Raw genomic sequence first — 26639 nt, 5'->3', positions numbered from 1 at the left:
GCAGGTGTTGCGTCATCTCGAACGCACCTCGTTATTATGATGTCCCGGGCCGGTTCCTTCCTCGGCGATCCTGTTCTCCGTTTATGACCAAGATCGCCGTGCCTTTCGGTGCCGTCCAAGGAAACGGGCGTCCTTGGAGAGCGCATTTGCCGGCGGCTCATCCTGCCCTTTTCTTTCATTCCGCCGTTCCCGCGGTGGTGCGCAACATCATTTCATGACCCACGGCCCGGCCGTGGCCCGCTCGACGATGAGGCCCGGCCTCCAATGATCCGAAGGCGGAGAATTGGCTTTATGACATAAGGCACTTCAAGTAATATGGCCTCCTGCACTTGCATGCATGCATGGAGGATCGACAACCCTTCTCCACCTGCAGGACGGCGGAGCCCGATGAACAAACAGGAAGCCATCTCGAAGCTGAAGTCGGAACCCCTGGCGGTGGAACCCGATCAGGAATTCGAAGTGCGCCGCATGCTACCGGAGGACGCCTGGGGGGTTGCCCGCTGTTTTTATGCCGTATACGGCGAGCACTATCCCTTCGATACCTACTACATTCCGGACAAGCTGATCCGGGAAAACGAGAACGGCAACGTCATCAGCGTCGTGGCTCGAGTGGGGGGCGGCGCCGTCATCGGCTACGGGGCGCTGTACAGGAGCTCGGCGTATTTCCCCGGGACTTATGAAATAGGTCAGGCCCTGGTCCTGCCCGAGTATCGACATACGTTCGCGGCCCTCTGCATGCAGGATCACCTCCTGGAACTTCTCGATTCGATAGAGGATGTCCACGAGCTTTTCGGAGAAGCCGTCTGCAACCACGTCATTTCCCAAAAGCTGATGGTCCTGGCCGGCCTGGAGGAAACGGGCCTGGAGCTCGGCCTGATGCCTGCGGAAGCTTTTAATGACCTCGAATTTCCGGGCTCTCGCGTCTCGACGCTGCTGGGTTTCAGGACCGTGCGCGACCGCGCGCATGACATTTACGTTCCAGGGGAGTATGCCGGTGCACTGGAGTTCATCGTGTCCGGGCTGGATGTGTCACGCAACCTGCTGGAATCGCGGGGATACATTCATGATTCGTCCACGGAGCTCGTGCCTCAGTATATCGATCACGCGCACGTGGCGCGGTTCAATCTCAACCGCGCCGGGGAGGATCTTCCACAGGTTCATGCGGGCACGGAAGAAGAAGCTCGAAACCGCAAGGCCCGGGTGATGCAGGTATTCGTGAACCTGGGCGATCCGGGGTCGGGCCGGGCCGTGGAGCTGCTGCGCGGCAGGGGATATTTCTTCGGCGGATTTCTTCCCCGCTGGTTCGACACGGACGGTCTGCTCATGCAGAAGCTGGACACGCTTCCGCATTTCGAATCCATCAAACTCACATCCGACCGCGCGCGCCGGATACTCGACCTCGTTCGGGAAGACATCGAGCGCAATCCTGCCTGCCGGTACCTGCTGGGGAAATGACGCGGTTCGTTCGGGATGCCGCCGCGCCGGGGAGAAACAACGCCGTGAAGAGCTTCTACAACGTCGCCTGCGAGCTGATTGACGGTCATGCCGATGCAAGGCCCGACAAGACGGCCATTTACCATGGAGCCGAGACCATATCCTACAGGCAGCTTCGGGTGCGCATCAACCGGTTCGGGAACGTGCTGCGGGGACTTGGCGTCTCACCGGGGGAAAGGATTCTGATAGCGCTTCCGGACTGTCCCGAATGCGTCATCGCTTTCCTGGGCGGCATCAAGTGCGGAGCGTGGCCCGTGCTGTTGAGCCCGCAGCTCTCCAGGGACGCCTACGAGTACATTCTGCACGATTCGCTGGCGGTGGCGGTTTTCTCGGCGGGGACTTCCGAAGCCTTGCGGGCCGACGCTCGAAACCTTCTGCACCGGGTTCGCGCCGACGATGATGACTTCGCCCGGATGCTTGAGGAGGCGTCTCCCGAGCTCGAGCCTCATCCGTCCCGAAAGGATGACATCGCCTTCATGCTCTATAGCTCCGGAAGCACCGGCAAACCCAAGGGGATTCCCCACAGGCACCGCGACATGGTTTACACGGCGCAGGCTTACGGCGGAGGAGTCCTGGGCCTGTCCGAAAACGACGTCTGCTATTCGGCGAGCAAGCTCTTTTTCGCCTACGGGCTTGGAAACAGCCTCTCATTTCCGCTGTTTCACGGAGCGAGCGTGGTGCTTTACCCGGATGCGGTCATGCCCGGCGATGTCATCGACATCTTCTCGCGATATGGTCCCACGATCTTTTTCGGCGTGCCCGCGCTCTACAACGTCTTGCTGCAGAGCCTGGACCAACCGGTCCGCTTTCCTTCCCTGCGCCTTTGCGTTTCGGCCGGAGAGGCGCTGCCCGCGACGGTCTGCTCGCGGTGGCGGGAGTTTACGGGCCTCGACGTACTCGACGGCATAGGGACCACGGAGGTCCTCCACATCTTTATCTCCAACCGGCCGGGCGAGGTGCGCCCGGGGACTTCCGGCTTCGTCGTGCCTCCCTACGAGGCGAGGATCGTCGATGACGGCGGAAACGACCTTGCCGCCGGTCAACCTGGGCGTCTGCTGATTCGAGGGCTGAGCACGGCGCCTTTCTACTGGAATCAGCCCGAAAAGACTTCGGAGACGATGCTCCGGGACGGGTGGCTCCACACCGGGGATATTTTCGTCGAGGAGGCGGGATGCTACACCTACCAGGGGCGGGCCGACGACATGTTCAAGGTTGGGGGAAACTGGGTGTCGACGTCCAGGGTGGAACAGGTGATTCGGGAACATCCGGCGGTGTCGGAGTGCGCCGTAACGTGGCGGGAATTCGAAGGGTTCGCCAGGCCGGTTGCCTTCGTGGCGCTCGCCCCCGGTGTTTCGGAGGAATCGAGATTGTCGGGGGAGATTCGTTCCCACGTCATGGAACGGCTGCCCGGGTACATGTGTCCCGCGCAGATCGAATTTCGCGCCACGCTGCCCAAGACGGAAACGGGAAAGATCCAGAGGTACAGGTTGAGGCGCTGATGGGAGCGCATGGCGGGCACACGCCGCGTGCCCGCCGATCGCGGTGACGGGATGAACGGGCGGATCAGCCGCCCCCCGGGGACCCTGTGATGAACGGGTCCCCCGGCATGCCCCAGTCGGACGTGCCCTCGGATGGGAGGCGGGCTTTTCTAACCGGACGCCTTGACGAACAAGTCCGCCAATCCGTTGAGAGTAGTGACCTCCGACAGCTGTGCGGTCGGAATCTTGGTCTTCAGCTCCTTCATGGCCACGGTCAGGATTTGCATCAGGTCCAGGCTGTTGATGCCCAGTTCCCGGTAGGTCTTGTTCGGGTCGATTTCACCGTTTCCCAGTTCGGGCACGGCCTCTTTGCAGATTTTCAACAGTCTGGGCAGGATTTCCTTTCGCGTCATTCTCTCCTCCTTCGCATTGCAGGGGTCTGCGTCGAGCGGGCTCGCGCGATCCGGTATCGAGCAGGCCGCTCCCGCTCGCTTCATACCGGCTTACCAAAGAATCGGACTCCGGGGTGAATCCGTTCACATTCTTCTCATGCCGAGGTGCGTTCAAGATGACGCAACACCTGCCCGTCGGGAGGTTACGCGGGCGGGGATAAACCCGCCCCTTGCTACGACCGATTTGCCCGTCAACATACAAAAGTGAGGAGGCGCCGAGTCCGGGCATTCTCATGCAAAGCGCGACCGGGCGGCGACCAGCCGCGTACCCTCGCCATCCAATGCGGATCGCCGGTCCGGATCAACCCGCATATCGGCGTATCAGGCTTGCCGAATTGACTCCCGCAAATCCGAAAGCATTGTTCAACATCAGGTTGATGGAATGCTTCACCTTACGGTTGGCGCAAACGTCGAGATCGATCTCAGGGTCGAGCCGGTCTATGTTTATCGAAGGATGAAGCCATCCGGCATGCATCTGGAGAACCGAGGCGACTGTTTCGACGACCGCCGCCGACCAGGTTGTATGCCCGAGCATCGACTTGGGCGCGTTGATCTTGAGGTTTGCGGCGTGCTTCCCGAAAACCCGCCGGATAGCCCGGATTTCGGCCAAATCCCCGAGCACGGTGGATGTGGCGTGCGCCGACACAAAGTCGATCTCCCGGAGATCGGTCCCCGTTTGATGGACCAGGCGCTCCATCACTCTTGCTTCGTGCTCTTCGGAGGGGGTGGGGGTCCGCGAACTCGCCGAACCGACCTCGACCCCCACCATCTCGGCGTAAATCCGAGCTCCCCGCGCAAGGGCGTGTTCCAATCCTTCCAACACAAGCCCGGCCCCGCCATGGGAAAAAACGAACCCGTCGCGGTCGGCATCGAAGGGACGGCTCGCCCTGGCCGGGTCATCCCGGTAGCGGTGGAAGGAGATGGCTCCCATTCGCACAAGAGAGTGCAGTGTGAAAGGCGTGTAGTCAAAGACGGGTCCCACCACCAGGGCCACATCGATGTCGTGGTGACGGATTTCGTCCAGGACGCACCGCAAGCCGACGTTTCCGGAGGCGCAGGCGCCTCCGACGAGGTAAACGGGTCCGCGGATGCCGATGACTTCAGAAACGCAACCCGCGTGGTCCGAATCCCACTTCTTGACAAACACCGTCAGGTCGATGCCCGCGTCCTCGGGATCGCGGGCAAACATCTCCCAGTTATGGTGTACATACAACTGGTTGATGTTGTGACCCGTGACGACGGATGCAATCCGCTCAGGATCGACGGAACCGGGGACAAGGCCGGCGTCCAGGAATGCGTCAAGCGCGAGCAGCACACTGAGCTTCGTCGACCAGGCGGAGTATCTGACCAGCTTGAGCAACCGGTTTGCCGCATCTGCGGGGATACGGTCCCGCAGCGCGGATGCCTTTGAAAGCGGGTCGTAGGGGGACAGGCTGCCCGCAACCCCGGCGACGAGCCCCGGCGCTTCGTAGAGTCCGATTGCCGAGCGCCCCTGGAGAAGGCCTTCAAGAAAGCCGTCCAGGGTGTCCCCCAAAGGCGTGTTGACGGACATTCCGGTGATCACGACTCTTTTCCTCTCAGGCATGACACAGCTCCATGACGGAAAGGGCGCAGTGGACATCGCCACGGGAGACCTGCCCGGCAAGAACATGGGTGAGTCCGTTGTCTTCCAGGCAAATGGATCGTATCGTCACCTCGTCGTCCCGCATTACCGGCGCCAGAAAAACCGCCGAATGTATCCGGATGAGGCGCGGCTCCGTTTGAGGAAGGCCGTCTTGCCTTGCCTGCCTCGCCTCGAGTCCGATCATGCAGAGGCCGAGCTGTCCCATCATCTCCAACAACAGCACCCCCGGATAGATTGGATTGGCGGGAAAATGGCCGGCGAGCACCGGGTCTTCGGGATCGATCCGGCGCACTCCTTCCGCGGCCCGCTGTTCATAATCCACCGCTGTAATGCCGTCAAGGAGAAGAAAGGGCCGGCGGTGAGGGATCAGCCGTTCGATTTCCGGTTGCCCCATGCTCACTTTCCGCGTGGAGAGGCCGTGGCGCCAGAGTGCCGTGCGGGCCGACCGGCGCAGGAATTGTTCCCTTGCTTCGGGATGCGGCATCGAAAAGCTCCTTGCCGGCGCCGGGGCTGCGACCGGGGGCCGGTCCTTTGGTGCGCGCGAAGCGTCAAGACCGATTCAGCCGGGAATCCACTTTCAAGGCAAGTCGGCCTGAGGTGCGGCGCTAGCAAGGGCCATTTTGGCCCGCCCGGCCCCTCCTCGCCGGGAAGGTGACGACAAAGGCGGTTCCCGGCGGGCCCTCCACGGCGATGGTCCCTCCCAGCTGGTGCGTCGCCCAGAGGTTCACGAGCCGGAGGCCGAGGGACCGGGCTTCGCGCCAGGGCAGCCCCGGAGGAAGACCCACCCCGTTGTCGCTCACCCTGAGGACGTACCGTTCGTGTTCCTTGCGGAGCGCCACGCTTATCCTGCCCCGTTCCTGTGCGCCCGGCGGGAAGGCATGCTTCAGCGCGTTCGTCACGAGCTCGTTCACAATCAGCCCGCAGGGCATTCCGATTTCCACGTCGAGCCAGATTTTCCCGGGCTCGACCGCGATCGGGATATCCCGATCGGCCCCGAATGCCTGCGCCAGGTTGGCGGCCAAGTCGCTCAGGTACTGCACCATTTCGATGCGGGCCAGATTTTCCGACTGGTACAACTGTTCGTAGACGAGCGCCATGGTCCGCGCGCGCTCTTCCAGCTCTCCCAGGAATCGGGAGCCCCGCTTGTCCTCGCACTGGTCGGCCTCGGATCTGATCAGGTAGATGATGGCCTGGAGGTTGTTCTTGACCCTGTGATGGACCTCTCGAAGCAGCACTTCCTTTTCCTCGAGAGCGGCCCTGGTTTGCTGCTCCGCCAGCTTGCGCTCCGTTATGTCACTGTGAAAGCCGGCCATGCGGGTTGTGTTCCCGTCGGCGTCCCATCCGGCGGCTTTGCCGCGGCCGCAAACCCATCGCCATTCTCCGTTCTTTGTCTTGAACCTGAACTCGATGACGAAGGATGAGCTTTCCGCAATCGCCCGTTGCGCAAGCCTGACGGCCTCCTCCACGTCGTCGGGGTGGACGCGTTGCAGCCAGTTTTGGTAGTTGGCGGGAAATTCGTCCGGTTCATATCCCACCATGGTGTAATAGCTCGGGCTGAAATAAGTTTGTCCCGTCCGGACATCCCAGTCCCAGATGCCGTCCGAAGTTCCCTCCACGGCCAGGCGAAGTCGTTCTTCACTGCGACGGTAGGCATCCTCCGTCCGCTTGAGCTCATCGAATTGTTTCTGCAGATCCTGCAGGCTCTGTCGCAGCTGCGCGGTCATGCTGTTGAAAGCCGTGGCCAGGTGCGCCACCTCCCGGGGACCGGCGACCTCCGCCTGCAAATCCCTTTCTCCCCCGGCGATGCGGGAGGCGGTTTCAGTCAGGTCAATCAATGGAGAAGCAAACCGCCTGGCTGCAAAAACCCCGAAAAAGCCGGCGAGAACGGCCATCGCCAATGTGATCCCCATGGAGGTGACAATGCCGAGAAGCAGTTCCCGGTATGCTTCTTCCCATGGCAGTTCGGCAATGACCGCCCAGTCCGGAGTCGTCAGCGGTGCGTAGGTCCCCACTACGGTGGAACCCAGAATGCCGCGGTAGGTGGTGGCCAAAACCGGCCCGGCGGACGTTCCCTTGCGAATGAACTCGGCAACCGCCTCGAGCTGTTCCACGCTCTCGCCTTTCAATACCCTGCCGGAGTCACTGAAAGCGAGCAGATTGCCCTTTCTGTCGGCAACGTAGACGTAGCCGGTCTCACCCACTTTCAGCCGATCGACGATATCCCACATGAATTTCAGGTTGAGCTCGACGATCAAAGTCCCTTGGACGTCTCCCAGGACGTTTTTGACCGGAAGAGCCATGATCGCCATGGGTTCGCTCGTCGCGGGATTCACATGCACCGGACCGATCGTCCGCTCCACCGGGGGATTCTTTCCGGGCAGACTCTCCTTGAGCCTGTCGATGAATGCTTTCGATGCATACGAGGAAAGCCGGGAGGCCTGAGCGACGACTTCGTTTCGATCATCGAACAGCACCAGGTGCCTGAAGGCGGGCCGGAGCCCGACCAGGGTCTGCAGGACCTGCTTTTGCTCAGTGCCGGACATCCTGTCGAAGGGGCTCAACCCTATCGCTGTTTCCAGTACGCTGAAGTTCTCGTTGATGAAGTTGCTCACCGTCTTGGCCGCATTCTGTGCCGCAAGCTGTTGCTTGTTGAAAATGTCCGACTCCTGGGCTCTGAAATCACGCACAGCGTCCAATCCGCTGTAGAGAAGAAGCACCGCCACGCTCAGCGAAAAAAAGGCCAGCGCCATGGCCATGCTCAATCCAAGTGTCGTCACCGCGGATTTCCTCGGACTTGTCATTGCCTCTTCCCCAGTTTGCAGCGCCCTCGAGCAGGCTCCTGACGGTGTCGAAACGTTTGATGCCACGGTGAAAGCCCGGACCTGCAAATCCCCATGGAATCCCGATTCCTGCTCACACGGATAAGAGGTTCGGGCAGTCTTGATGCACACAGCCGCCGGGCCGGTCTTCATCGTTAAGTGGTGACCCCGGGGAGGGACGGATTGCGAAAGAACGCCCCGGCCCGGCACATTTTCATTATTCTTTGCGCTTCCTGCTCACGGCGATTCGTCGGAACGGATTCTCCGCGAATTCCGGTCCTTCTTCAGTAAACGGCTAGCGAAGGATCTCGTCCGCCTGCTTCAACAACCCTTCGGGAACGTCTAGTCCGAGCTCCCGGGCGACTTTGTAGTTCAGCTGGAAGAAACTTTCGGCCGAGATGACCGGGATGCTGCCGGCCGGCATTCCTTTCAGGATCTTGTGCGCCTGCACTGCCGCCAGTCTCCCCGAGACAAGGCTTTTTGCGGCCACACCGAACAAGGTCGAGTGCTCTTTTGAGGAAATGATCGTCCCTCCTATGGGTATGTGATGATCGAAAGCAAACTTCCCCATGGCTTCGAAAACCGCGGGTATGCGTGTCAAAGGCTCGGATATCAACAACACGGCGTCAATGCCGATATCCCCCGCTTTGTCCCGTTCCTCCATGAACTGAAAGAGATCCTCAGGGCTTTCGAAGGGAGATTCAACCAGGGTGATGCCTGCTTGCTCGGCAACGGGGCGAAGCACCGCCAGCTGGGGTGGGACGATCGGGACATCCCTGGCATAGGGCACCCAGAAGACCTTGGCTTGCGGCAGCAGCTCGTGAAGGATCTCGAAACGCTTGAGAGCGAGGTCCGGTCCGGGGAACCGTACCCCCGTGATGTTCCCCCCCGGTTCCGGCACGCTCTTGATCAAATTGGTCCCCTCCGTATAGGTCTGGCAGAACACGACGGGAATTGGCGTGCCTTGGGTGACTTCCTTTGCCGTGATGGCCGGTTCGGAGGGAAAGACGAGTATCATGTCGACCCGGTCCGCAACAAATCTGCGAAGGATGCGTTCTTCAGTCTCCGGGTCGAAATTTGTCCTCTTCACGTCGTAGGCGATGTCGACCCCTTCGACATACCCCATTTCCTGCATCCCTCCCTTGAAGCCTTCCACGGTGGGGAAAAGGACATCGAGGCCGCAAAGGATCCCCACGCGCTTCATTCCGGGCTTCCGATCGGCGCAGCCGCTGAAGAGCAGCCCGACCGCAATGGCCAGGAAGCAGACCCACAAGCTCAGGGATCGGCGAGCCGTACTCATGCATCCCCGCCGGCCGGCGTGCCGGTCCGCCGGCCGGTTTCCCCGTCCCGGGCTTGGCGGTCTTTCGGAAATCCTTTCCATGCCGGTCTTCGAGGGTAAGGGACACCTGCGCGGAAAGCCCGCCCTATCGAGGTTTTCCATCCGGACCTCCTGACCTCTCGCTGGATGTCGTTTCGCCTGGCGCGACCTCCAGTTCGGCAATTGCTCCGTGATATTCGAGCGTTGTCTCTCCCTGGCGGTTCTGCGGACATTCGATCGACGAATGCCGGCTTGTCTTGCGATTTGCGCGAAGAAACGGCCGCGCCCCGCATGCCCTTTCTTCAAGACCGCGACGTCTACCTTTTCGTCGTTCCGTGCAGCGCAGGACCTTGCCCGCCGGAATGCTTTCCGGCTTGAACACGGCCGAGTCGACGGATCAACTCGATCGCTTCGGCGGGTGGAACCTTTTCGACCCGACGGTATTCACGGCCGTCCCTGGTCCTGGTCATCATGCCGTAATCGCAGAGCCACCTCCTCAACAGGGCATGGTCTCCGAAAAGGTGACAGTCGTTCAGCAGCAGGTTGATCTCTTTTTCAGCGAAAACCTGCCGGGCAGGCAATTTAGACCATATGACCCAAAGACACAGCTCCTGGCGACTGCGTTTTGAAGGCCAGTGAGCGAGCTTGCCTCCCGGGTCGAACATCCGAAGCAGGAGCCTTATCCGGGCGAGGTCCACGGGCTCCGGCTCCGGAGCGGGCGGGTGACCCTCGAGGAGAGCCTCGGCGGGGAGACTGGCCCGATAATGTTGAAAATTCCGGTAGCCGTTCGCCCGCGCCAGCATGTTCAAAAGTTCCAGATGGCTCGGCTGAGACTCGCAATTGGCGAGTTGGCCCTTTAGAGACCGTGCCAGGGCGGAAATGTCATCCGAATGAAAGGGCAATAGTGTTCTGGACATCGCCTATCCTCGTAGAGCGTGCCGATCCGGGCGGAATGATGTCGGTGGTCGCCGTCTTCCGACCCGGCACGGGATAAGGTGTCCGGTCGAATGGGATATAGAGGCAGGTTTAGCACCCCTTAAGGGGGCGGCGACGCCTGGGTGAACTGGCGACCGGCGTTGACTATAGTACACGCTTCGCGAAGCTGTCAATGCGCGGAATCAGGGTCCGGCCCCGCAACGGAACCCTTCAATTCCGTGTTCACGGTCACCGCCGTCGATTTTTTCTGATCATGGAAATAGAGTCTTTCGTTTTTCGGCAAGTTCCCCTAACATTGCAGGATATTCCCCCCCCAGCATCATATGCACGGTTGCCGATGCCGGAAGGCGCTGGGGCTGATGCGCCGCCGTCCGGCGCAAATGCAGGGCCTCGTTGAAAGAGGTATGGAACCATGCAAAGATTTGCGACCGCCCCGTGGCCCGTGTCCTTGAAGCTGACTTCCTTCTTTGGATCGCTGTTGATCGCGGGAGTGGCGTACGGTGCATGGAGCGGGATTCCACCGACCGGGTTCGCGCACCTGTTCGGGTACGTGATCGCCTGTGTGATTCTGGCGATTCCGTTGGGGGCGGCCTTGTTCGTCGTCGCGGGCTACGAAGTCGATGGTTCACGGCTTTATGTCCAGCGTCTTTTTTGGGCGACGGAGATCGGACTGGATGGGTTGAGCCGGATTCGGCGGGATCCGGGCGCGATCAGACGCTGCCTGAGGGTCTTCGGCAACGGCGGCCTGTATTCATTCACGGGAATCTATCAAAACCGTGAGTTGGGCCGTTTCCGGATGTACGCCACCGATCCCAAACGCCCCGTGATCTTGAGTCTCCCCGATCGGGTGGTGGTTGTGACGCCGGCCGATCCCGAGGCATTCATCCGGCACCTTCTGATGTACTTCCCGGGCGTCGAAGTGGACGCCGACAAAGATGGCCCCTGATATCCGGGCCTTCAAAACGCGGGGGGGCCGCGGCGCGCATCCGGGCACGGGAATGACCGCCGTCGTGTCGGCGGATGCCGGAACCCGGGGAAACGTCCGGCACGTCGGCCTCCTTTGAACGACCACGGCTGGAAGGATGCGACGCCGCGGCCGCTGCCGATCCGCATGCGTTTTTCGCCCGGGAGCCCGATGTGAGAGGATTGTGGAATCGCCTCTTGAAATCCCCCCTCGAAAAATCTCATAATATTCGTGTACGAGGGCGTATCGGCTTCCTGCTCTTCCAACCGTGAATCTCGGGTCTGTCGTGCCCGCGCGCAGTATCATGCCTTTGGCGAACGTCGCGAGGCGGACGGAAAGACGGAGGGGTTTGACCGTGCCGTGGTTTGAAAGTTCTATCACCGGGAGGCATTGTAAATGACCAGAGAAGAAAAGATTGAAGCCATAAGACAGCGTGCCAGGAAGAACTTTTCCCTCGGGTACAATTGCGCCGAATGCGTCGCCGAGGCAGTATTGTCGCTCGTGGACACCGGGTTGCCCCCCGAGGTCAAGAAGCTTGCCACCGGATTCGGCGGAGGTGTCGGGCTTTACGGGGACACGTGCGGAGCGCTTGTGGGAGCCGTTATGGCGGTGAGCGCGGTTCACGGGAGAAGCACGCTTCCCGAGGGCGAAGGCAAGGAAGGGCTGATGAAATCCAAAGAGCAGCTCTACGGCAAACCCGGTCTCTACAGGTTGTTCAACCAGCTCCCGAACCAGGTCAAGGCGAAGTACGGCCAGACCCTGTGCCGGGAACTGGCGGCCAAATGGCGGGACAATTGGCTTTGCCGCGATCACGCCCTGTTTTGCCGGGATCTCATCACCGACGTGGCCGGCATGGCGGCTGAAATGATTTTTTCCGACAGGGACGAGGCGGCGTCGCGGCCGTTGGGTGAAAACGTGGAGAATCTCAAGGAGTAACCCGCCGAGGGAAAAGAGCCGACAGTGCGCCTCCGCTCGCCGGTGTGCAAACCGGATGGCGGGTGGAGGAGGACGCGGCGGGAATTCAGAGCGGCCTGAGAAGCAGATCGACGCTGCCGCCGCCCGGGCACATGGCTTCGACGCTTTCAGGGATCAAGGGGACGTCGCGTCCCTCCCTCTTCGTTTCCGCCCGGTAGCCTAGATCGCGCAACAGGCCCAGGAGCGCGGGGAAACCGTCCGTGCCGTGCCGGTGGTGGAGGTGGGGGCAGAACTCCATGATGATGGTCGGACGAAAGCGAGCCAGGGTCTCCCGTGCCCCCTCGAGCACCATCGACTCGTTCCCGTCGACGTCCAGTTTGATGAAGTCCAGGCGCCGCAATTGAGCGACTTGCACCACGTGTTCCAGGGTGGCGGCCGCGGCGCCCTCCGTGCTCATCAGTCGGCCGCGGAGAACGGGATGAACATCGACCGTGTCGGTCAGCGGCCAACTGGAGTAGATGGGCTGCAGAGGAGCTGTGGGCGGTTTGTCGACCAGCACGGTCTGGTGGCAGTCGATGCGCTCGGCCAACGCGGCATTGAGTGAAATGTTCGTCCTCAGCTTTTCGAAGGCATAACTTGTCGGCTCGAATGCCAGGACCCGCCCGCCCGGACCGATCCGGTCGGCGATGGGCAGAGTGTGCGCGCCGATATTCGCTCCGATGTCCAGCACGACCCAGCCCTCACGAATTTCCCTTGCGATGGTTTGAGCGGTCTCGTTTTCATAGACTCCAAGGTAGAGGGCAAGATCGATTCCCTCCCGGAGATCGAGGCGCCATTTCACGCCTCTGCGGACGGCCTGGACATCGGGGCCTTTTCCGGCAAGCCTGCGAACGGCCAGGAGGCCCCTCGCGAGCTGGGCCGCGATAAAAACTTTCTGACGGGTCGACAAACGCAAGCGGTTTCTCCTCTTTGCATGAGGTTCATGGCTGATTCCCCGCCATGAAACCCGGTATACGCTTTCGGCCTGGGGGCCGATGATAACGCGGCGATGCCGCCGCGGCTCACGGAGCCATGCCTCCCGGGGCTCAGCGGCGCTGGGGGGACAGGCTTTTCAAGTCCAGTGTCTGAGCGATGCGCTTGGCCGTCTCGAGCCGTGTTTCGGTGATTTCCCGGGCCCCCGCGAGAACGGTCTGCAGCACTTTTGGGGGAGCGGTCGAAGGCGTGCCGCTGTTGAACGGAGGATCTGGAGCATACTGGATCTTCAGTTGAACCTCCTGGGCGAGGCGCTCCCCGCGCAGCAGCGCCAGGACCCGAAACGCACCGTCGATTCCCGCGGACACCCCCGCGGTGGAAATGAACCTCCCGTCGACGACAACCCGCGCATCGACGGGAATCGCTCCAAAATACTGAAGCAGGTGGAATGAAGCCCAGTGCGTGGTGGCCCGGACTCCTTTGAGCAATCCGGCGGCCCCGCAGGTCAGCGCTCCCGTGCACACGGAGAGAACGAATTTCGCTTCGGCCGCGCTCCCGCGAATGAAAGAGAGAACCGCATCATCGTCCATCAGGGCCTCCTGACCGTATCCGCCCGGCACCACGAGCACGTCCAGCCGCGGTGCTTCCGCAAACGTCATGTCGGGCGTCAGAACCAATCCCCGTACGTCCCTTACCGGAGTTCGCTCTTTCCAGAGAACATGGAACGAGGAATCGGGCATGCGCGAGAGCACTTCGAACGGACCCGTGAAATCGAGCTGATCGATGTGCGGGAAGATGATGGCTCCAACGTGCAGATGCCTGTCTTCGTGGAATTTCGGCATGAGCGTCCTCCTGTGTCTGCCGGTGTTCGGGAGGGCTTGGGCGCGGACCCTCACCCGGGCGGACGGGTCCGCGCGGGTTCCCCCCGGTTTCTTCGACCCAATGGTAACCTTGAGGAGCTTTTCGGGCAATGGAGCGTATTCGTAGGGCATTCGAGGCTACTCAGCCTGATGCACTCGAAACCGCGGCCACGGTCGTGAAGGCGATAAGCCCTCGCCCGGATTCGTTTCGCGGCCTGGGGCGAAATTCGTCCCTCTCCGCCCCGCCGCACACGAAGATGCCGTTTTGCCTGTTTGCACGCGGTAGTTTTCTTCGGGCCGTTTTCCCCTTGTGGCTTCCGGTCGCTCGCACGGCTCACGGGATAGATCGGCCTCCCGTGCGCCGCACTTCAATACACTCAATCGGATATTCCTCCATGAAATGTTACCGTAAGAGTCCGCAATCGAGATAATTTAATAATCGAACTCAACCGATGAACAAAGGGACGAACAGCCGTCGGTGATGAACGAGGCATTGCTTTTACCATGGATTATGACGATCATAGTCTCCGCAAGTATGGCGGAAGGGAAGTGTGCTTCCTCGCACCGGCTTGCGTTCAAGACGGCAAGGTATGACGCGAAGGTACAAGACCCCGCCTCACAATCGCCCGGGTCTTCGGGGCGCGATTCATCCCGCCCGCCTCACCTTCCGCTGATTCCTCAACCCGCGATCTCCAACGCGAATCGGCATCAGGACTGCTGTCGGAAGTGCACTGATCTGGCCTGAGCTCGACGCAGTGACCGGAGGCATAAATGGACGAAACCGGAAGCGAGCAAACGAGTCTTTTGATCCTGGTCGTCGATGACGAACCAAACATTCGCAAGACGCTGACCATCTCACTGGAGGCGGAAGGGCACCGGGTCGCGGCCGTGAGCAATTCCAGGGATGCTTTGATGGAAGCTCGCCGCCGCCATTTCGACCTGGCCCTCATCGATCTTCGTCTCGGCGCCGAGTCCGGGATGGAGTTGATCACGGCATTGCATGCCTCCTGCCCGTGGATGAAGTCGGCGGTCATCACCGCTTATGCGTCCATCGACAGCGCCGTCGAGGCGATGCGTCGCGGGGCCTTCGATTATCTGCCCAAGCCGTTCACGCACGACCAGGTTGCGCTCCTGGTCCGCAAGGTTGTTGAAGTCCGGACACTGGAGCAGAAAATCGAAGCGCTGCAGGAGGTGTTGAGGCAGGCGGCTCCGGAGGCGGATTTCACCAGCGGCAGCCCTTCCATGCAGCACACGCTCGCCATGGCCCGGCAAGTGGCGGCGAGCGAGGCCACGATCCTCTTGCGCGGAGAGAGCGGCACGGGAAAAACCATACTCGCCCGCGCCATCCACACCTGGAGTCCCCGCGCCTCCAAACCCTTCGGCACCGTGTCCTGTCCTTCCCTGTCCGCGGAGTTGCTCGAGAGCGAGCTCTTCGGACACGTGAAGGGCGCCTTCACCGGGGCGGTACGCGACACTCCCGGGCGCATCGCCGCCTGCGAGGGCGGCACGCTGTTGCTGGACGAAATCGGCGACCTGCCCCTTTCGGTTCAGGCAAAACTCTTGCGGGTCCTTCAGGAGAAGACCTACGAGCGAGTCGGGGGCCTCGAAACCCGCAAGGCCGACCTGCGGATCATCGCCGCGACAAACATGGACCTGGAGAGTGCCATGAAGGCCGGACGATTTCGCGAAGACCTCTTCTACCGGCTGGACGTGGTGGAGATCAACATTCCCCCGTTACGCGAGCGTCGCGAGGATATCCTTCCCCTTGCGGAACGACTGCTCGCCTTCTTCGCCGGCCAGAATCACCGGCGCGTCCTGGGGTTCACGGAGGAGGCCGGCGAGGTCCTGCTCCGCTATCGCTGGCCCGGAAACGTGCGGGAACTGCGCAATGCCGTCGAGCGGGCGGTCCTGCTCTGCAACGGAGAGCGCGTCGGCGTGGAATGCCTTCAGCTCAGGCTCGGGCCGGGCGAGCCATCCCTGAGCCTGGGAGATCTGGTCTCTCTGGAACGGATCGAAGAAGCCCACATCCGCCGGGTACTGGCGGTCACCAAATCCATCGAGGAAGCCTGCCGGGTGCTGGACATGGACTCCGTCACGCTGTGGCGGAGGCGGAAGAAATACGGTATCTGAGGTCCGTTTCATTTTGAAATGTCGAAGAACGACTTTCCTGCAATTTGAAATCCCCTGTCCCGCACCCTTCAGTGTATCACTGCCCAAGTATCCGTGATCAAATGAAATAATTTCTTCCCTCGCCGAACGTGCCGGGCACGACAATTGCTCCTTCAGATGGCTGAAGGAGATTCCGTGATGAGCCTCAAGCTGAAACTGGCCATTGCCTTTTGCGGTCCGCTGGTGATCCTGGTCATCGTAGGGGTGATGAGCGTTCGGACGGTCACGCAGTCCAGCAGGGCCGTGGAGCGGATTTTTCGCGAGAACTACGATTCGGTCGATGCCAGTCTGAAAATGAAAGGGGCCGTCGAACGCCTGGACCGGGCCGCCGAGTTCTCCCTGTGGGGGGAAGGGGCTGAAGCCGGGCACGAAAGCGGGGCTCTAACGGCCGAATTCGAGCGGAACCTTCGATTCCAGCAGGGGAACATCACCCTGGCCGGGGAACACGAGCTCACCGAGCGCCTGACCCGGCTCTGGGAGACGTATCGCAAGGATTACGAGGACTTTCGACGGCTGCCGGAAACCGACGGGGAGCGGCGGGACTTCTACCGCAACCGGCTTGTGCCCGGGTCCCGGGAAATCCGCGACACGGTGCAGCGCATCGCCGACATCAATCTTGAAAACATGCTTTCCGTGGATGGCCAGGCACGCCGACAAGCCGATGAAGCCAACCGCACCATGTTCGCCCTGGTGGTTTCGGGGGTGGGCTTGGCGTTGCTCTTCATCGCATTGATCGCCCCTTTTGTCGTGCGCCCCATTACCGGTCTCACCCGCTCGGTTCGAGAAATCCAGCGGGGCAATCTCGATCTGCTCGTCAAGCCCCGCTCCAAGGACGAAATCGGGCGCCTGGCCGCCGCTTTCAACGAGATGGCTTCGAGCCTTCGAGAATACAGAAGGACGGACCGTGCCCGGCTTCTGCGCACGCAGCGGGCCACGCAGTCGGCGCTCGATACGCTCTCGGACGCCGTTGCCGTCTGCAGTCCGGCCGGCGAGGTGGAACTCGCCAACGATACGGCCCGGCGGGTGTTCAACCTGAGTCCGGAATCCACCATCGAATCGGCGGGCAACGAGAAAATCGGGGAACTCTTCGCCCGGGTTCGCAGGGAGATGAGAGCCGTCCGGCACCAGGGCTACGATTCGGCGATCCAGGTTTTCAGGGAGGGCGAGGAGCGGTTTTACCTGCCCGGGGGCATCCCCATCCTCGACGAAGACCACCAACTGGCCGGCATCACCCTGGTGCTGACCGACGTCACGGGAGTGCGCCGGCTCGACGAGGTCAAGAGCGGGCTCATCTCCACCGTTTCGCACGAGCTCAAAACCCCGCTCACCTCCGTTCGGCTCGCGGCCCACGTGCTCCTCAGCGAGAAGCTCGGCCCGCTGAACCCCAAACAGGTGGAGATCCTTGTCGCGGCGCGTGAGGACAGCGACCGGTTGTACCAGATCATAGAGAATCTGCTCGATATCAGCCGCATTGAAACGGACCGTTCCAAAATCAGGCTTTCCCCGGTGGACACTGAACAAATGGTTTTGCAGGCAACGGATGAGATGCGCTCGGCCTACATGGACCGGAAGGTCACCCTCGTGCTCGATCTGCCGGAGGACGTTCCCCCCGTTTTGGCCGAAGCGTTTTACCTCGAGAGCGTTTTTGCGAATCTCTTGAGCAATGCCCTCCGGCACACTCCCGCCGGCGGGCGGGTGACGGTATCGGCACGGCGCAAAGGCGACGCCGTGCAGTTCTCCGTAGAGGACACCGGCTCGGGAATACCCGCGGAGAGCCTTCCGCACGTGTTCGAGAAGTTTTACCGGGGGCCGGGCAGGGAAGAACGCAGGGACTCCGGGTTGGGGCTTGCCATCGCCAGGGAAATCGTCGAGGCGCACGGCGGGACCATCGGCGTCGTGAGTGAACCGGGGAAAGGGGCCAGGTTCACATTTACGCTGAGCGTGGCGGATTCTCCCACGCAAGGCATTTGAGTTGAGGTTCGAACCATCGGGAGGATTCATCGATGGAACTTGCAGTCGAATTGCCCGCAATGCTTTTCCTGGGCCTGGCGATGATGGCGTTGTGCGCCCTGTTCATGAAGGCCTGTGAAAAGATCTGAAAGTCGAGGTGCGCCGATGATTGTCTATTTTGCGGCGGTTGTGGCCGTTTTCCTGGCGATCTACCTTTTCGTGGCCCTGATCCGGCCGGAATGGTTTTGAACGGGCGGAACGGCAGGCATTGAAAAACTGAAAGGACCCAAAACGATGTTTCTGCAAACGTGGTCGCTTCCCTTCCTGCTCCTGGCGACGGCGACCCTGGCGGCGTTTCCGTTGAGCCGTTACCTGGCGTGGATCATGGACGGAAAATACCGGCCCGCCCCGTTCTTTCGCTGGTTCGAAGAACGTTTGGACAGCGGTCCGCAGAACTGGAAGCAGTATGCAGGTTCGCTGCTCGCGTTCAACACCCTGCTGTTCGCGTTCGGATTCCTTGTGCTGGCGCTTCAACCGTGGATGCCGTTGAATCCTGACGGCAAGGGCATGCTCGCCCCGAGCACCATCTTTCACAGCGTGGCGTCGTTCATGACGAACACGGACCTGCAGCACTACGCCGGCGAGCGGCATCTCTCGAATTTCAGCCAGATCTTTTTCGGCATGATCAATCTCTTCCTCTCCGCGGCCATCGGGTTGTGCGCCCTCACTGCGATCATCCGGGCATTGCGCGGCGACCCCTCGCTGGGCAACTTCTTTGTGGACATGTGGCGGGTGGTGGTCTACCTGTTCGTTCCGGCGGCCTTCCTGGTCGGTTTCATTTTTCTGACCCAGGGGAGTCCGATGACCTTCCGATCCTCGTATCAGGTCTCGATCCTCGAGACTGCGGACATGGGGATCGCCGACCGGAGTGAGGCGAAGCCGCAGACGATTGTGGTCGGCCCCGTGGCGGCGTTCGAATCCATCAAGATGCTCGGCACCAACGGCGGCGGATTTTACGGCATGAACTCCGCCCATCCCTTCGAAAACCCCAACGCGCTCACGAATTTCCTGGCCACCCTGTCCATGATGCTTTTTCCATTCTCGCTCGTGCTCGTGTACGGCCGGATGCTCCAACGCGTGCGCCACTCGATTGTCATCTTTTCGGTCCTGCTGTTGATGATGGCAGGTACCATCGCGTGGACCGTCGTTTTCGACACGCTGCGGCCGAACCCGGGATTGACCGCTTCTCCCGTTCCTCGAACTTACGAAATTCCGAGCGCGACGGCGCCGGGCGGAAAGTGGACCGTTACCGTGCCGGCAATCCCGGGTCTGCCGGTGGACCAGCACCTGGGCAACCTCGAAGGCAAGGAGTTGAGGTTCGGGACCGCCGCAGGCGCCACCTTTGCGGCGATCACGACGGACGTCACGTGCGGGGCCGTGAACGCCGAAGCCGACAGTCTCAACCCGCTGGCCGCGCTCTCGCCCATGATCGGTATGTGGCTGAATTGCATCTTCGGCGGCAAAGGGGTGGGGATGATCAACGTGCTGCTCTACATAATTGTCGCGATATTCATCGCCGGCATGATGGTGGGGCGGACGCCCGAATACCTCGGCAAGAAGATCGGGGCGCGCGAAATGAAGCTCGCGACGCTCGCCCTGCTCGTTCATCCCCTGATGATTCTTCTGCCCACCGGGCTTTTCGCGGCGACCGACTGGGGACTCCTGGCCGTCAGCAATCCCGGGGCGCATGGTTTCTCCCAGATGCTCTACCAGTTCTCTTCGGCGTCTGCCAATAACGGCTCGGCGTTCGACGGTCTGGGCGTCGTCTACGGTTTCCACCACAATCCCACTCCTGCTCCCACCGCCGTCGCATGGGACATCGCGACGGCCCTGGTGATTATTGTCGGCCGCTTTCTGCCGATCCTTGCCCCGATGGCCATGGCGGCGTCCCTGGGAGCGAAGCGATCGAGTCCGTTCGGTCTGGGGACCTTGCGCGATGACGGCATCACCTTCGGGGTCCTTCTCCTCGGGACTGTTCTCATCATCGGGGCGCTGCTCTTTCTGCCGGTAGCCGCCCTGGGGCCCTTTGCGGAACATCTGGGACCCGTCCCGTTCGGCGGGTGACCGGAAACCTTCGACGCTCGCCGGCGGCAATGCGATGAAGTCACGGCGGGAATCAACGATGTGAATGAAGCAGTCAAGGGAGCGTAAAATGAACGGAGTATCCGATCCCTCCGAGACCGTTCGGGAGTTGCGTTCGCTTTCGGAACAGTCGCGGCCGCTGCGTCGCGTGAAACCCAAGCGGCTGCTCGAAAAGCAGACTGCCTTTGCGGCCCTGAGACAGGCCTTTGTGATGCTTCGGCCCGACATCCAGTGGAATAATCCGGTGATGTTCGTGGTCGAGGTCGGCGCCATCCTGACTTTGTTGTTCATCATCGATGCGTGGTGGGGCGGCCGGGCCGGCGAGGTGCCCATCGGCTACTTTGTCGCGGTGGACGCATGGCTTTTCCTGACGGTGCTCTTCGCCAACTTCGCCACGGCTCTGGCCGAGGCCCGCGGCAAGGCCCAGGCCGAATCGCTCCGACGGGCGCGTCACGACACGGTGGCCTTCCGCCTGAACGCGGCGGGGGAGGTCGAGGAGGTTTCGTCGGCGGATCTGAAGCCGGGGGACAGGGTCGTGGTGCGGTCGGGGCAGACGATCCCGGGCGACGGGGAGATCATCGAGGGAGTGGCTTCCGTCGACGAGTCGGCGATCACGGGCGAATCGGCTCCCGTCATTCGCGCCGCGGGCGGCGACCGGTCCGGCGTGACGGGAGGCACCGTGGTGCTCTCCGACCGGATCGTGGTCCGAATCACCAGCGGGTCCGGCGAATCGTTCCTGGACAGGATGATCGGCCTGGTGGAAGGGGCCATACGGCAGCGAAGCCCCAACGAGATCGCGCTCACCCTCGTGCTCTCGGCATTCACGCTCGTCTTCCTGATCGTGGTGATCCCGCTCTGGCCCATGTCCCGGAACGCCGAAATGTACATGGCGGCCTACCTGGGAGTCAAAGAACCCGTCAAAGGTCTCGGCACCGATATCCCGACCCTCATCGCGCTCCTGGTCTGCCTGATTCCCACCACCATCGGCGCCTTGCTCGCCGCAATCGGCATCGCGGGGATGGACCGCGCCCTGCAGGCCAACATCGTCGCCAAGAGCGGCAAGGCCGTGGAACTGGCTGGTGATGTCGACGTCGTGCTGCTCGACAAAACCGGCACGATCACCATCGGAAACCGGAACGCGACCACCTTTCTGCCGCTCGACGCGTACTCCGCCGCTGACGTCGGCAGGCTGGCCGCCCTGGCATCCGCCGCCGACGAGACACCCGAGGGGAGGAGCATCGTAAAGCTCTTCGAGACCCGATTCAACACGCCGGTCGGCGTTCCGGAGGGCGCCCGGTTCGTGCCTTTTACGGCACAAACGCGCATGAGCGGCGTCGATCTCCCCGGAGGAAGGCGAATACGCAAGGGGGCGCCGGACGCCGTCGTCAGGTTCGTCGAAGGCAACCGGCTCGAGGTTCCCGGCGAGCTCGGGCCGCTGGTGGATGGCGTTGCGACCAAGGGCGCCACGCCGCTGGTCGTTGCCGATGAAACCGGCGTCGCGGGCGTGGTGGTGCTCGAAGACATTCTGAAGCCGCACATGCAGGAGCGCTTCGAGCGCCTGAGAAAGATGGGGTTGAGGACCGTCATGATCACCGGAGACAATCCTCTGACCGCCGCCGCCATCGCCAGGCAGGCAGGTGTGGACGATTTTCTCGCCCAGGCCACGCCCGAGGTCAAGCTTGCCTATATCCGAAAAGAGCAGGCTGCCGGAAAGCTGGTGGCAATGATGGGCGACGGCACCAACGACGCCCCGGCGCTGGCCCAGGCCGACGTGGCCCTGGCCATGAACGCGGGCACCCAGGCCGCCAGGGAAGCGGCCAACATGGTGGATCTGGACAGCGACCCCACCAAGCTGATCGAAGTCGTGGAGGTCGGAAAACAGCTCCTGATCACACGAGGCTCCCTGACGACCTTCTCCATTGCCAACGACATGGCCAAATACTTCGCCATCATCCCGGCGCTTTTCGCGGGGACTCTCCCGTGGCTGAAAGCGCTCGACGTCATGCATCTGCATTCGCCGACTTCGGCGATCCTCTCGGCCGTGATTTTCAACGCGCTCATCATCCCCGCGCTCATTCCGATCGCGCTCAAGGGAGTCCGGTACCGGGCGCTCGGCGCCGACGCCCTGCTGCGAAGGAACCTCTTGATCTGGGGCCTGGGGGGCCTCATTTTGCCCTTTCTAGGCATCAAGCTCATCGATCTCGCCATGGTGGGCCTCCACCTGGTGGGTTGATCGAAGAGCGCATCGAGGAGCTGCCAACATGTCGCCATATCTTTCGAAAAGCCTGTTGCTCCTGTCCCTTGCACTGGTCATCTGCGGCCTCGTCTACCCGCTGTCCCTCTGGGTAGTCGGGCAGGCCTTCTTTCCATTCCAGGCCAATGGCAGCCTGCTGACGGGACCGGACGGCAACCCGGTGGGCTCGCGGCTGATCGCCCAGCCTTTTAGCAGGGAAGAATACTTTCAGCCCCGTCCTTCCGCGGCGTCATATGATGCTTCCGCGTCAGCTTCTTCAAGCCTGGCCGCTTCCAACTATGCGCTGCGCGACCGTGTCGCCCGGATGCTCGGTCCCATGGCGAAATATCGAACGGGTCCCCGGGCCGGACAGCTCGCGGCTCCGGATATCGAACGCTGGTTCCGGCAGGATGCGTTCCAGGGCAAGCCGCATATCGTGGCTCAATGGGCCGGCCTTCATAACTCCCCGGCAATAGCCTGGGTCAGGGCCGACCCGGCTCACGAAGTGTACGTCGAGGTCTGGGCGAAGTCTCATCCCGCCGTGGTGGCCCGGTTCATCGAGGACAATCCCGACATCCCCGAGCCGAAGGCGGCCGATCTCGCCGTTGTGTTCTTCGAGACGTTCTCCAGGGAGAACCCCGGGAGGTTTCCTGCCGCGGTGCGCGGCGTGGGAGCCGACGGCCGGTCCGAAACCCGAATCGAGCCTGTGGGGGAAGGGCCGGAAGTTCGGTCGATCTTCTTCGACATGTGGCTCCAGGACCATCCCGGGGCGGATCTTGAAGGCGTTCCGGGCGACATGGTCACCGCTTCGGCATCCGGGCTGGATCCCGACATCACGCTCCGCAACGCCGAGTTCCAACTCGACCGGGTTGCGGCCGAATGGGCCGCAGGCCTGAAACGCGATCCAGCGGCGGTTCGAAAAGAAATCGGGCAGCTTTTGGAGGAAAAGGCCCGGGCGCCGGCCAGAGGACTTTTCGGGGAGAAAATGCTAAACGTTCTCGAGCTCAATCTCGAACTCCGGCGACGGTACGGCGCTTTGTAGCCGTGCCGGTGTGGACGCTCCCGGGGGGCGCCGGCTGCCGGACGGGCGGGCGCAAAGAGACGTTGGTCAGGTCTTCGCTGTACCAGAGGGGTAAGCGGGCATGCGGTGCGCGGCGTGCCGGTGAAATGGTCCGCGGCTCGAGCCGGCGCACGTTGTGCTGAAAGGCAAAAACCATGTCCACCGACAAGGCGCTCAGCTTTTTGCATCTCATCCGCCGTTCGCAACGGGGAAGGCTGAAGGTCTATCTCGGCTACGGACCGGGTGTCGGCAAGACTTGGCAGATGCTCCTGGAGGGCCATCGCCTCAAACAGGAGGGGATCGACGTGGTGGCCGGTCTCGTGGAAACCCACGGGCGCGCCGACACGGCCAGGCTCGCCGAAGGCCTGGAAATCATTCCCCGCAGGCAGGTCCGTTATCATGGCATCGCCATCGAGGAAATGGACCTCGAAGCCCTGCTGGCGCGCAAACCCGGAGTGGCTCTGGTGGACGAGCTCGCTCACAGCAACGTTCCCGGGAGCCCCAACGCCAAGCGCTACCAGGATGTGCTGGATATTCTCGCGGCAGGCATCCACGTGATCACCACCCTCAACGTCCAGCACCTGGAAAGCCTCTACAACACGGTTGAAACGCTGGTGGGCGTCAAGGTACACGAGCGTCTGCCCGATTCGATGCTGGCGGAAGCCGATGAAATCGTCAACGTGGACCTGGCGCCGGAAGACCTCCAGCAGCGGCTCCGGGAAGGCAAGGTCTATCCGACAGAGCGTATGGCGGTTGCCCTGGAGAATTTCTTCAGGCGCTCGAACCTGGATGAACTTCGGGAGCTGACGCTTCGCGAACTCGCTTCCCAGATCGACCTCAAACGCCGCAGCGCGCCTGATGAACCGTGCACCACGGCCCCTGATCAGGTGATGGTGTGCCTGAGTTCCCGGGGGCCCAACAGCCCGGCCCTGCTGCGCTACGGGTCGAGGCTCGCCGGGCGTCTCAATCGCAATTGGTATGCCGTCTACGTTCAGACCCCGCGGGAAGCGCCGGCGATCATCGATTCGGCCACCCAGCGCCTCGTCTCCGATACCCTCACTCTGGCGAACGTGCTGGGAGCCATCGTCTTCACCTACAAGGGCGAAGACATCGTGGACACCATTCTTCATTTTGCCCGGGAATACCGCGTCGGCCACATCGTCATAGGGCGTCCCGGCCCCTTGCCCCTCTGGAAGCGTCTGCTGGGCGGGAAAACCCTTGCCGAACGCCTGATTGTCAAGGCCCGGGGCCTGACCGTGGTGGTGGTGGACGCCAAGGCCGAGGCTCGGGAAGATGATCGGGAATCGATTTCTCCCGCATAGCGGCAGGTCTATTTCTGAAACTGGATGTCGTACAACCGTCGGTATTCGCCCGATCGGGCCATGAGGTCAGCGTGCGTGCCCTCTTCCACGATCTTCCCGTCCGCGACGACCAGGATGCGGTCGGCCGACTGGATGGTCGAAAACCGGTGGGCGATGACGAAGGTCGTGCGCCCCCGCAGCAGGTTGTCGAGAGCCTGCTGCACTTCGAGCTCCGACTCGCTGTCGAGCGATGAGGTGGCTTCATCCAGGATGAGAATGGGGGCATTCTTGAGGAGCGCTCGGGCGATGCAGATGCGCTGACGCTGCCCCCCCGAGAGCATGACTCCCTGTTCCCCGATGATCGTGTCGAAGCCTTGGGGCAGTTCCCGGATGAAATCGTAGGCATGGGCCGCCCGGGCCGCATCGACGATGTCCCGCTCGGGCCTGCCGATGTCCCCGTAAGCGATGTTGTTGCGCACGGTGTCGTTGAACAGAAAGCTCTGCTGCGTGACGATGGCGATCTGGCCGCGCAGGGACCTGATGCGCACGTCGCGAATATCCATGCCGTCAACCAGTATCGCCCCCGCGGACACGTCGTAGAAGCGGGGCACAAGATTTGCCAGCGTGGTCTTTCCCCCGCCGCTGCTGCCCACCAGGGCGATGACTTCTCCGGCCCGAACCTTCAAATCGATGTCATGGAGCACCGGTTTTTCGTCATAGGCGAAAGAGACGCGGCGAAATTCGATTTCCCGGCTGATGGGAGGGAGGTCCGGGGCGTCCGGCTTTTCCACCAGGGAATTGCGCTCGTTGAGGATGGCATAAACCCTCGTGGTCGATGCCACGCCCCGTTGCAGCACGCTGTTGATCCTGCTCAAATCCTTGATCGGGCGGTAGAGCATCAGCACAGCGGCCATGAAGGAAAAAAAGGTGCCCGGCGTCGAGAGCCCCTGCACCACCTGGTACCCGCCGTAGGCGATCACCGCGGCCACGCCGATGGACCCGATGAACTCCATGAGGGGAGTGGAGAGCGCGTCGATCCATTCCGACTTCAGTTGATAGTGCAGGAACCTGCGGTTCTGTTCGGCGAATCGCTTCTTCTCATGATTCTCCATGCCGAACGCCTTCACGATGCGCGCTCCACTGAAGCTTTCGTGGAGAACGACGTTGAGACTGCCCATGGTCTCCTGCCGCCTGACGGCGAACCTGCGGAGCCGGGAGCCGAACAGGAAAACGGGATAGAATGCCACGGGCAAAACCAGGATGGCGATCAGGGCCAGTTTCCAGTCCTGGTAAAAGACCACGCAGGCGAGCGCGATCACGCTGCAGCCGTCCAGGATGAGCCCCGTGAAAACCGTGGTGACGGTATGCTCGATCTCGTTGACGTCGCTGGTGATGCGGCTCATGAGAACGCCCGTCGAGGCTCGGTCGAAAAAGGAAAGGGGCAGTTCCTGGATGTGATTGTAGAGCTTCTCGCGCAGGTTTGCGATGACCGAAAGTCCCACGGACTTGAGGAAATAGTCGTTGCCCCACTTCGACAGTGCGTTCACCAGGGATACCGCCAGGAATGCCGGGGGGATGATCCAGAGCATGGCGATGTCCTTGCGCACGAAGATCTCGTCCATGGCCGGCTTGATCAGGTAGGCGGTCAGAGCCGTGGAACCCGAACACACGATCATGCACAGCACGGCAAAGACCAGTTTTCGCCGATGCGGTCGGATCAAAGGAAGAAGATTCTTGAGGACCTGTCTGTCCTGCAGATTCATCAGATTGTCTCTCACAAGAAAGAATGCGCCGCCCGTTTCCCTTGCATGCAAAAAAGACGGGTCGAGTCGACCCGTTACTCTATTCAAATTCGGACGTCTTGTAAACCGGCAAGTCCGCGGGACACAGCCTCGCCGGCGACGAGGCCGCCCCGTTCCCGAAAGGCGCCGTGAGCCGGCAGTCCGTTAGCA

At 61.7% G+C, this 26639-nt stretch carries 20 protein-coding genes; 11 read left to right on the top strand and 9 right to left on the bottom strand.

Translation table 11 applies throughout. The features are described 5' to 3' along the window. Positions 1 to 387 precede the first annotated feature (387 nt). Both SFUM_RS13660 and SFUM_RS13655 read left to right on the top strand, forming a co-directional pair. On the top strand, positions 388 to 1455 hold the full coding sequence (locus SFUM_RS13660) for a hypothetical protein (protein ID WP_011699479.1): 1068 nt from the start codon (positions 388 to 390) through the stop codon (positions 1453 to 1455). A 44-nt stretch (positions 1456 to 1499) separates the two neighbouring features. Beyond that, positions 1500 to 2993 carry a benzoate-CoA ligase family protein gene (locus tag SFUM_RS13655; RefSeq protein WP_041442696.1) on the top strand — a complete coding sequence of 498 codons (1494 nt, stop codon included), beginning with the start codon at positions 1500 to 1502 and terminating at the stop codon, positions 2991 to 2993. A 149-nt stretch (positions 2994 to 3142) separates the two neighbouring features. On the opposite strand, the gene SFUM_RS13650 is transcribed toward SFUM_RS13655, so the two are convergent. From SFUM_RS13650 to SFUM_RS13625, 6 genes are all read right to left on the bottom strand, one after another. Then, positions 3143 to 3385, bottom strand: a complete 243-nt coding sequence (locus SFUM_RS13650) for a phosphopantetheine-binding protein (protein ID WP_011699477.1) — start codon at positions 3383 to 3385, stop codon at positions 3143 to 3145. Positions 3386 to 3725: 340 nt separating this feature from the next. Then, positions 3726 to 5009, bottom strand: coding sequence for a beta-ketoacyl-[acyl-carrier-protein] synthase family protein (locus SFUM_RS13645; protein WP_011699476.1), 1284 nt, complete (start codon positions 5007 to 5009; stop codon positions 3726 to 3728). Beyond that, on the bottom strand, positions 5002 to 5532 hold the full coding sequence (locus tag SFUM_RS13640; RefSeq protein ID WP_011699475.1) for a 3-hydroxyacyl-ACP dehydratase FabZ family protein: 531 nt from the start codon (positions 5530 to 5532) through the stop codon (positions 5002 to 5004). Before SFUM_RS13640 ends, SFUM_RS13645 begins: the two co-directional genes overlap by 8 nt. 121 nt (positions 5533 to 5653) lie before the next feature. Further along, on the bottom strand, positions 5654 to 7849 hold the full coding sequence (locus SFUM_RS21880; protein WP_167321352.1) for a sensor histidine kinase: 2196 nt from the start codon (positions 7847 to 7849) through the stop codon (positions 5654 to 5656). Positions 7850 to 8162: 313 nt separating this feature from the next. Further along, positions 8163 to 9167 (bottom strand): ABC transporter substrate-binding protein, encoded by a 1005-nt coding sequence (locus SFUM_RS13630; protein ID WP_167321351.1) that lies wholly within the window; start codon positions 9165 to 9167, stop codon positions 8163 to 8165. Between the two features lie 335 nt (positions 9168 to 9502). Next, positions 9503 to 10102 (bottom strand): DUF2087 domain-containing protein, encoded by a 600-nt coding sequence (locus SFUM_RS13625; protein ID WP_011699472.1) that lies wholly within the window; start codon positions 10100 to 10102, stop codon positions 9503 to 9505. Between the two features lie 431 nt (positions 10103 to 10533). On the opposite strand from SFUM_RS13625, the gene SFUM_RS13620 reads away from it, so the two are divergent. Together SFUM_RS13620 and SFUM_RS13615 are read left to right on the top strand one after the other, a co-directional pair. Further along, complete coding sequence (locus SFUM_RS13620) at positions 10534 to 11067, top strand: PH domain-containing protein (protein ID WP_011699471.1); 534 nt, start codon at positions 10534 to 10536, stop codon at positions 11065 to 11067. A gap of 414 nt (positions 11068 to 11481) precedes the next feature. After that, a complete protein-coding gene (locus SFUM_RS13615; protein ID WP_011699470.1) occupies positions 11482 to 12021 on the top strand; it encodes a C-GCAxxG-C-C family protein in 540 nt (179 codons plus the stop codon). A gap of 85 nt (positions 12022 to 12106) precedes the next feature. Here the strand turns inward: SFUM_RS13615 and SFUM_RS13610 are convergent, their stop codons facing one another. Then, a complete protein-coding gene (locus tag SFUM_RS13610; protein WP_011699469.1) occupies positions 12107 to 12955 on the bottom strand; it encodes an FkbM family methyltransferase in 849 nt (282 codons plus the stop codon). A 130-nt stretch (positions 12956 to 13085) separates the two neighbouring features. Next, positions 13086 to 13814, bottom strand: a complete 729-nt coding sequence (locus tag SFUM_RS13605) for a DJ-1/PfpI family protein (RefSeq protein WP_011699468.1) — start codon at positions 13812 to 13814, stop codon at positions 13086 to 13088. 789 nt (positions 13815 to 14603) lie between these two features. Here SFUM_RS13605 and SFUM_RS13600 point away from each other — a divergent pair. From SFUM_RS13600 to SFUM_RS13575, 7 genes are all read left to right on the top strand, one after another. After that, positions 14604 to 15962 (top strand): sigma-54-dependent transcriptional regulator, encoded by a 1359-nt coding sequence (locus SFUM_RS13600; RefSeq protein ID WP_011699467.1) that lies wholly within the window; start codon positions 14604 to 14606, stop codon positions 15960 to 15962. A gap of 177 nt (positions 15963 to 16139) precedes the next feature. Then, positions 16140 to 17972, top strand: a complete 1833-nt coding sequence (locus tag SFUM_RS13595) for a sensor histidine kinase (RefSeq protein ID WP_011699466.1) — start codon at positions 16140 to 16142, stop codon at positions 17970 to 17972. A 114-nt stretch (positions 17973 to 18086) separates the two neighbouring features. Continuing rightward, positions 18087 to 18200, top strand: coding sequence for a K(+)-transporting ATPase subunit F (gene kdpF, locus SFUM_RS22580; RefSeq protein ID WP_208597064.1), 114 nt, complete (start codon positions 18087 to 18089; stop codon positions 18198 to 18200). Positions 18201 to 18245: 45 nt separating this feature from the next. Beyond that, on the top strand, positions 18246 to 20075 hold the full coding sequence (gene kdpA, locus SFUM_RS13590) for a potassium-transporting ATPase subunit KdpA (RefSeq protein WP_011699465.1): 1830 nt from the start codon (positions 18246 to 18248) through the stop codon (positions 20073 to 20075). 88 nt (positions 20076 to 20163) lie between these two features. Next, entirely contained in the window at positions 20164 to 22326 is a 2163-nt protein-coding gene (gene kdpB / locus SFUM_RS13585; RefSeq protein WP_011699464.1) for a potassium-transporting ATPase subunit KdpB, read from the top strand. 28 nt (positions 22327 to 22354) lie between these two features. Continuing rightward, complete coding sequence (locus SFUM_RS22575) at positions 22355 to 23368, top strand: potassium-transporting ATPase subunit C (RefSeq protein WP_011699463.1); 1014 nt, start codon at positions 22355 to 22357, stop codon at positions 23366 to 23368. 173 nt (positions 23369 to 23541) lie between these two features. Further along, complete coding sequence (locus SFUM_RS13575; protein ID WP_011699462.1) at positions 23542 to 24708, top strand: histidine kinase; 1167 nt, start codon at positions 23542 to 23544, stop codon at positions 24706 to 24708. Positions 24709 to 24716: 8 nt separating this feature from the next. Here SFUM_RS13575 and msbA read toward each other — a convergent pair whose 3' ends face one another. After that, positions 24717 to 26450 (bottom strand): lipid A export permease/ATP-binding protein MsbA, encoded by a 1734-nt coding sequence (gene msbA, locus SFUM_RS13570; protein ID WP_011699461.1) that lies wholly within the window; start codon positions 26448 to 26450, stop codon positions 24717 to 24719. Positions 26451 to 26639: the final 189 nt, after the last annotated feature.

This window comes from Syntrophobacter fumaroxidans MPOB, from assembly GCF_000014965.1.
In the GTDB taxonomy this organism is placed as follows: Bacteria; Desulfobacterota; Syntrophobacteria; order Syntrophobacterales; family Syntrophobacteraceae; genus Syntrophobacter; species Syntrophobacter fumaroxidans.
This window is presented reverse-complemented; position numbering and strand designations above follow the sequence as displayed.

Coding starts and splice junctions, on each gene's coding strand:
- SFUM_RS13600 (WP_011699467.1), top strand. CDS start 14,604: ATGGACGAAACCGGAAGCGAGCAAACGAGTCTTTTGATCCTGGTCGTC.
- SFUM_RS13650 (WP_011699477.1), bottom strand. CDS start 3,385: ATGACGCGAAAGGAAATCCTGCCCAGACTGTTGAAAATCTGCAAAGAG.
- SFUM_RS13605 (WP_011699468.1), bottom strand. CDS start 13,814: ATGCCGAAATTCCACGAAGACAGGCATCTGCACGTTGGAGCCATCATC.
- SFUM_RS22575 (WP_011699463.1), top strand. CDS start 22,355: ATGTCGCCATATCTTTCGAAAAGCCTGTTGCTCCTGTCCCTTGCACTG.
- SFUM_RS13660 (WP_011699479.1), top strand. CDS start 388: ATGAACAAACAGGAAGCCATCTCGAAGCTGAAGTCGGAACCCCTGGCG.
- SFUM_RS21880 (WP_167321352.1), bottom strand. CDS start 7,849: ATGACAAGTCCGAGGAAATCCGCGGTGACGACACTTGGATTGAGCATG.
- SFUM_RS13615 (WP_011699470.1), top strand. CDS start 11,482: ATGACCAGAGAAGAAAAGATTGAAGCCATAAGACAGCGTGCCAGGAAG.
- kdpB (WP_011699464.1), top strand. CDS start 20,164: ATGAACGGAGTATCCGATCCCTCCGAGACCGTTCGGGAGTTGCGTTCG.
- SFUM_RS13645 (WP_011699476.1), bottom strand. CDS start 5,009: ATGCCTGAGAGGAAAAGAGTCGTGATCACCGGAATGTCCGTCAACACG.
- SFUM_RS13625 (WP_011699472.1), bottom strand. CDS start 10,102: ATGTCCAGAACACTATTGCCCTTTCATTCGGATGACATTTCCGCCCTG.
- SFUM_RS13575 (WP_011699462.1), top strand. CDS start 23,542: ATGTCCACCGACAAGGCGCTCAGCTTTTTGCATCTCATCCGCCGTTCG.
- SFUM_RS13620 (WP_011699471.1), top strand. CDS start 10,534: ATGCAAAGATTTGCGACCGCCCCGTGGCCCGTGTCCTTGAAGCTGACT.
- SFUM_RS13630 (WP_167321351.1), bottom strand. CDS start 9,167: ATGAGTACGGCTCGCCGATCCCTGAGCTTGTGGGTCTGCTTCCTGGCC.
- msbA (WP_011699461.1), bottom strand. CDS start 26,450: ATGAATCTGCAGGACAGACAGGTCCTCAAGAATCTTCTTCCTTTGATC.
- SFUM_RS13595 (WP_011699466.1), top strand. CDS start 16,140: ATGAGCCTCAAGCTGAAACTGGCCATTGCCTTTTGCGGTCCGCTGGTG.
- kdpA (WP_011699465.1), top strand. CDS start 18,246: ATGTTTCTGCAAACGTGGTCGCTTCCCTTCCTGCTCCTGGCGACGGCG.
- SFUM_RS13640 (WP_011699475.1), bottom strand. CDS start 5,532: ATGCCGCATCCCGAAGCAAGGGAACAATTCCTGCGCCGGTCGGCCCGC.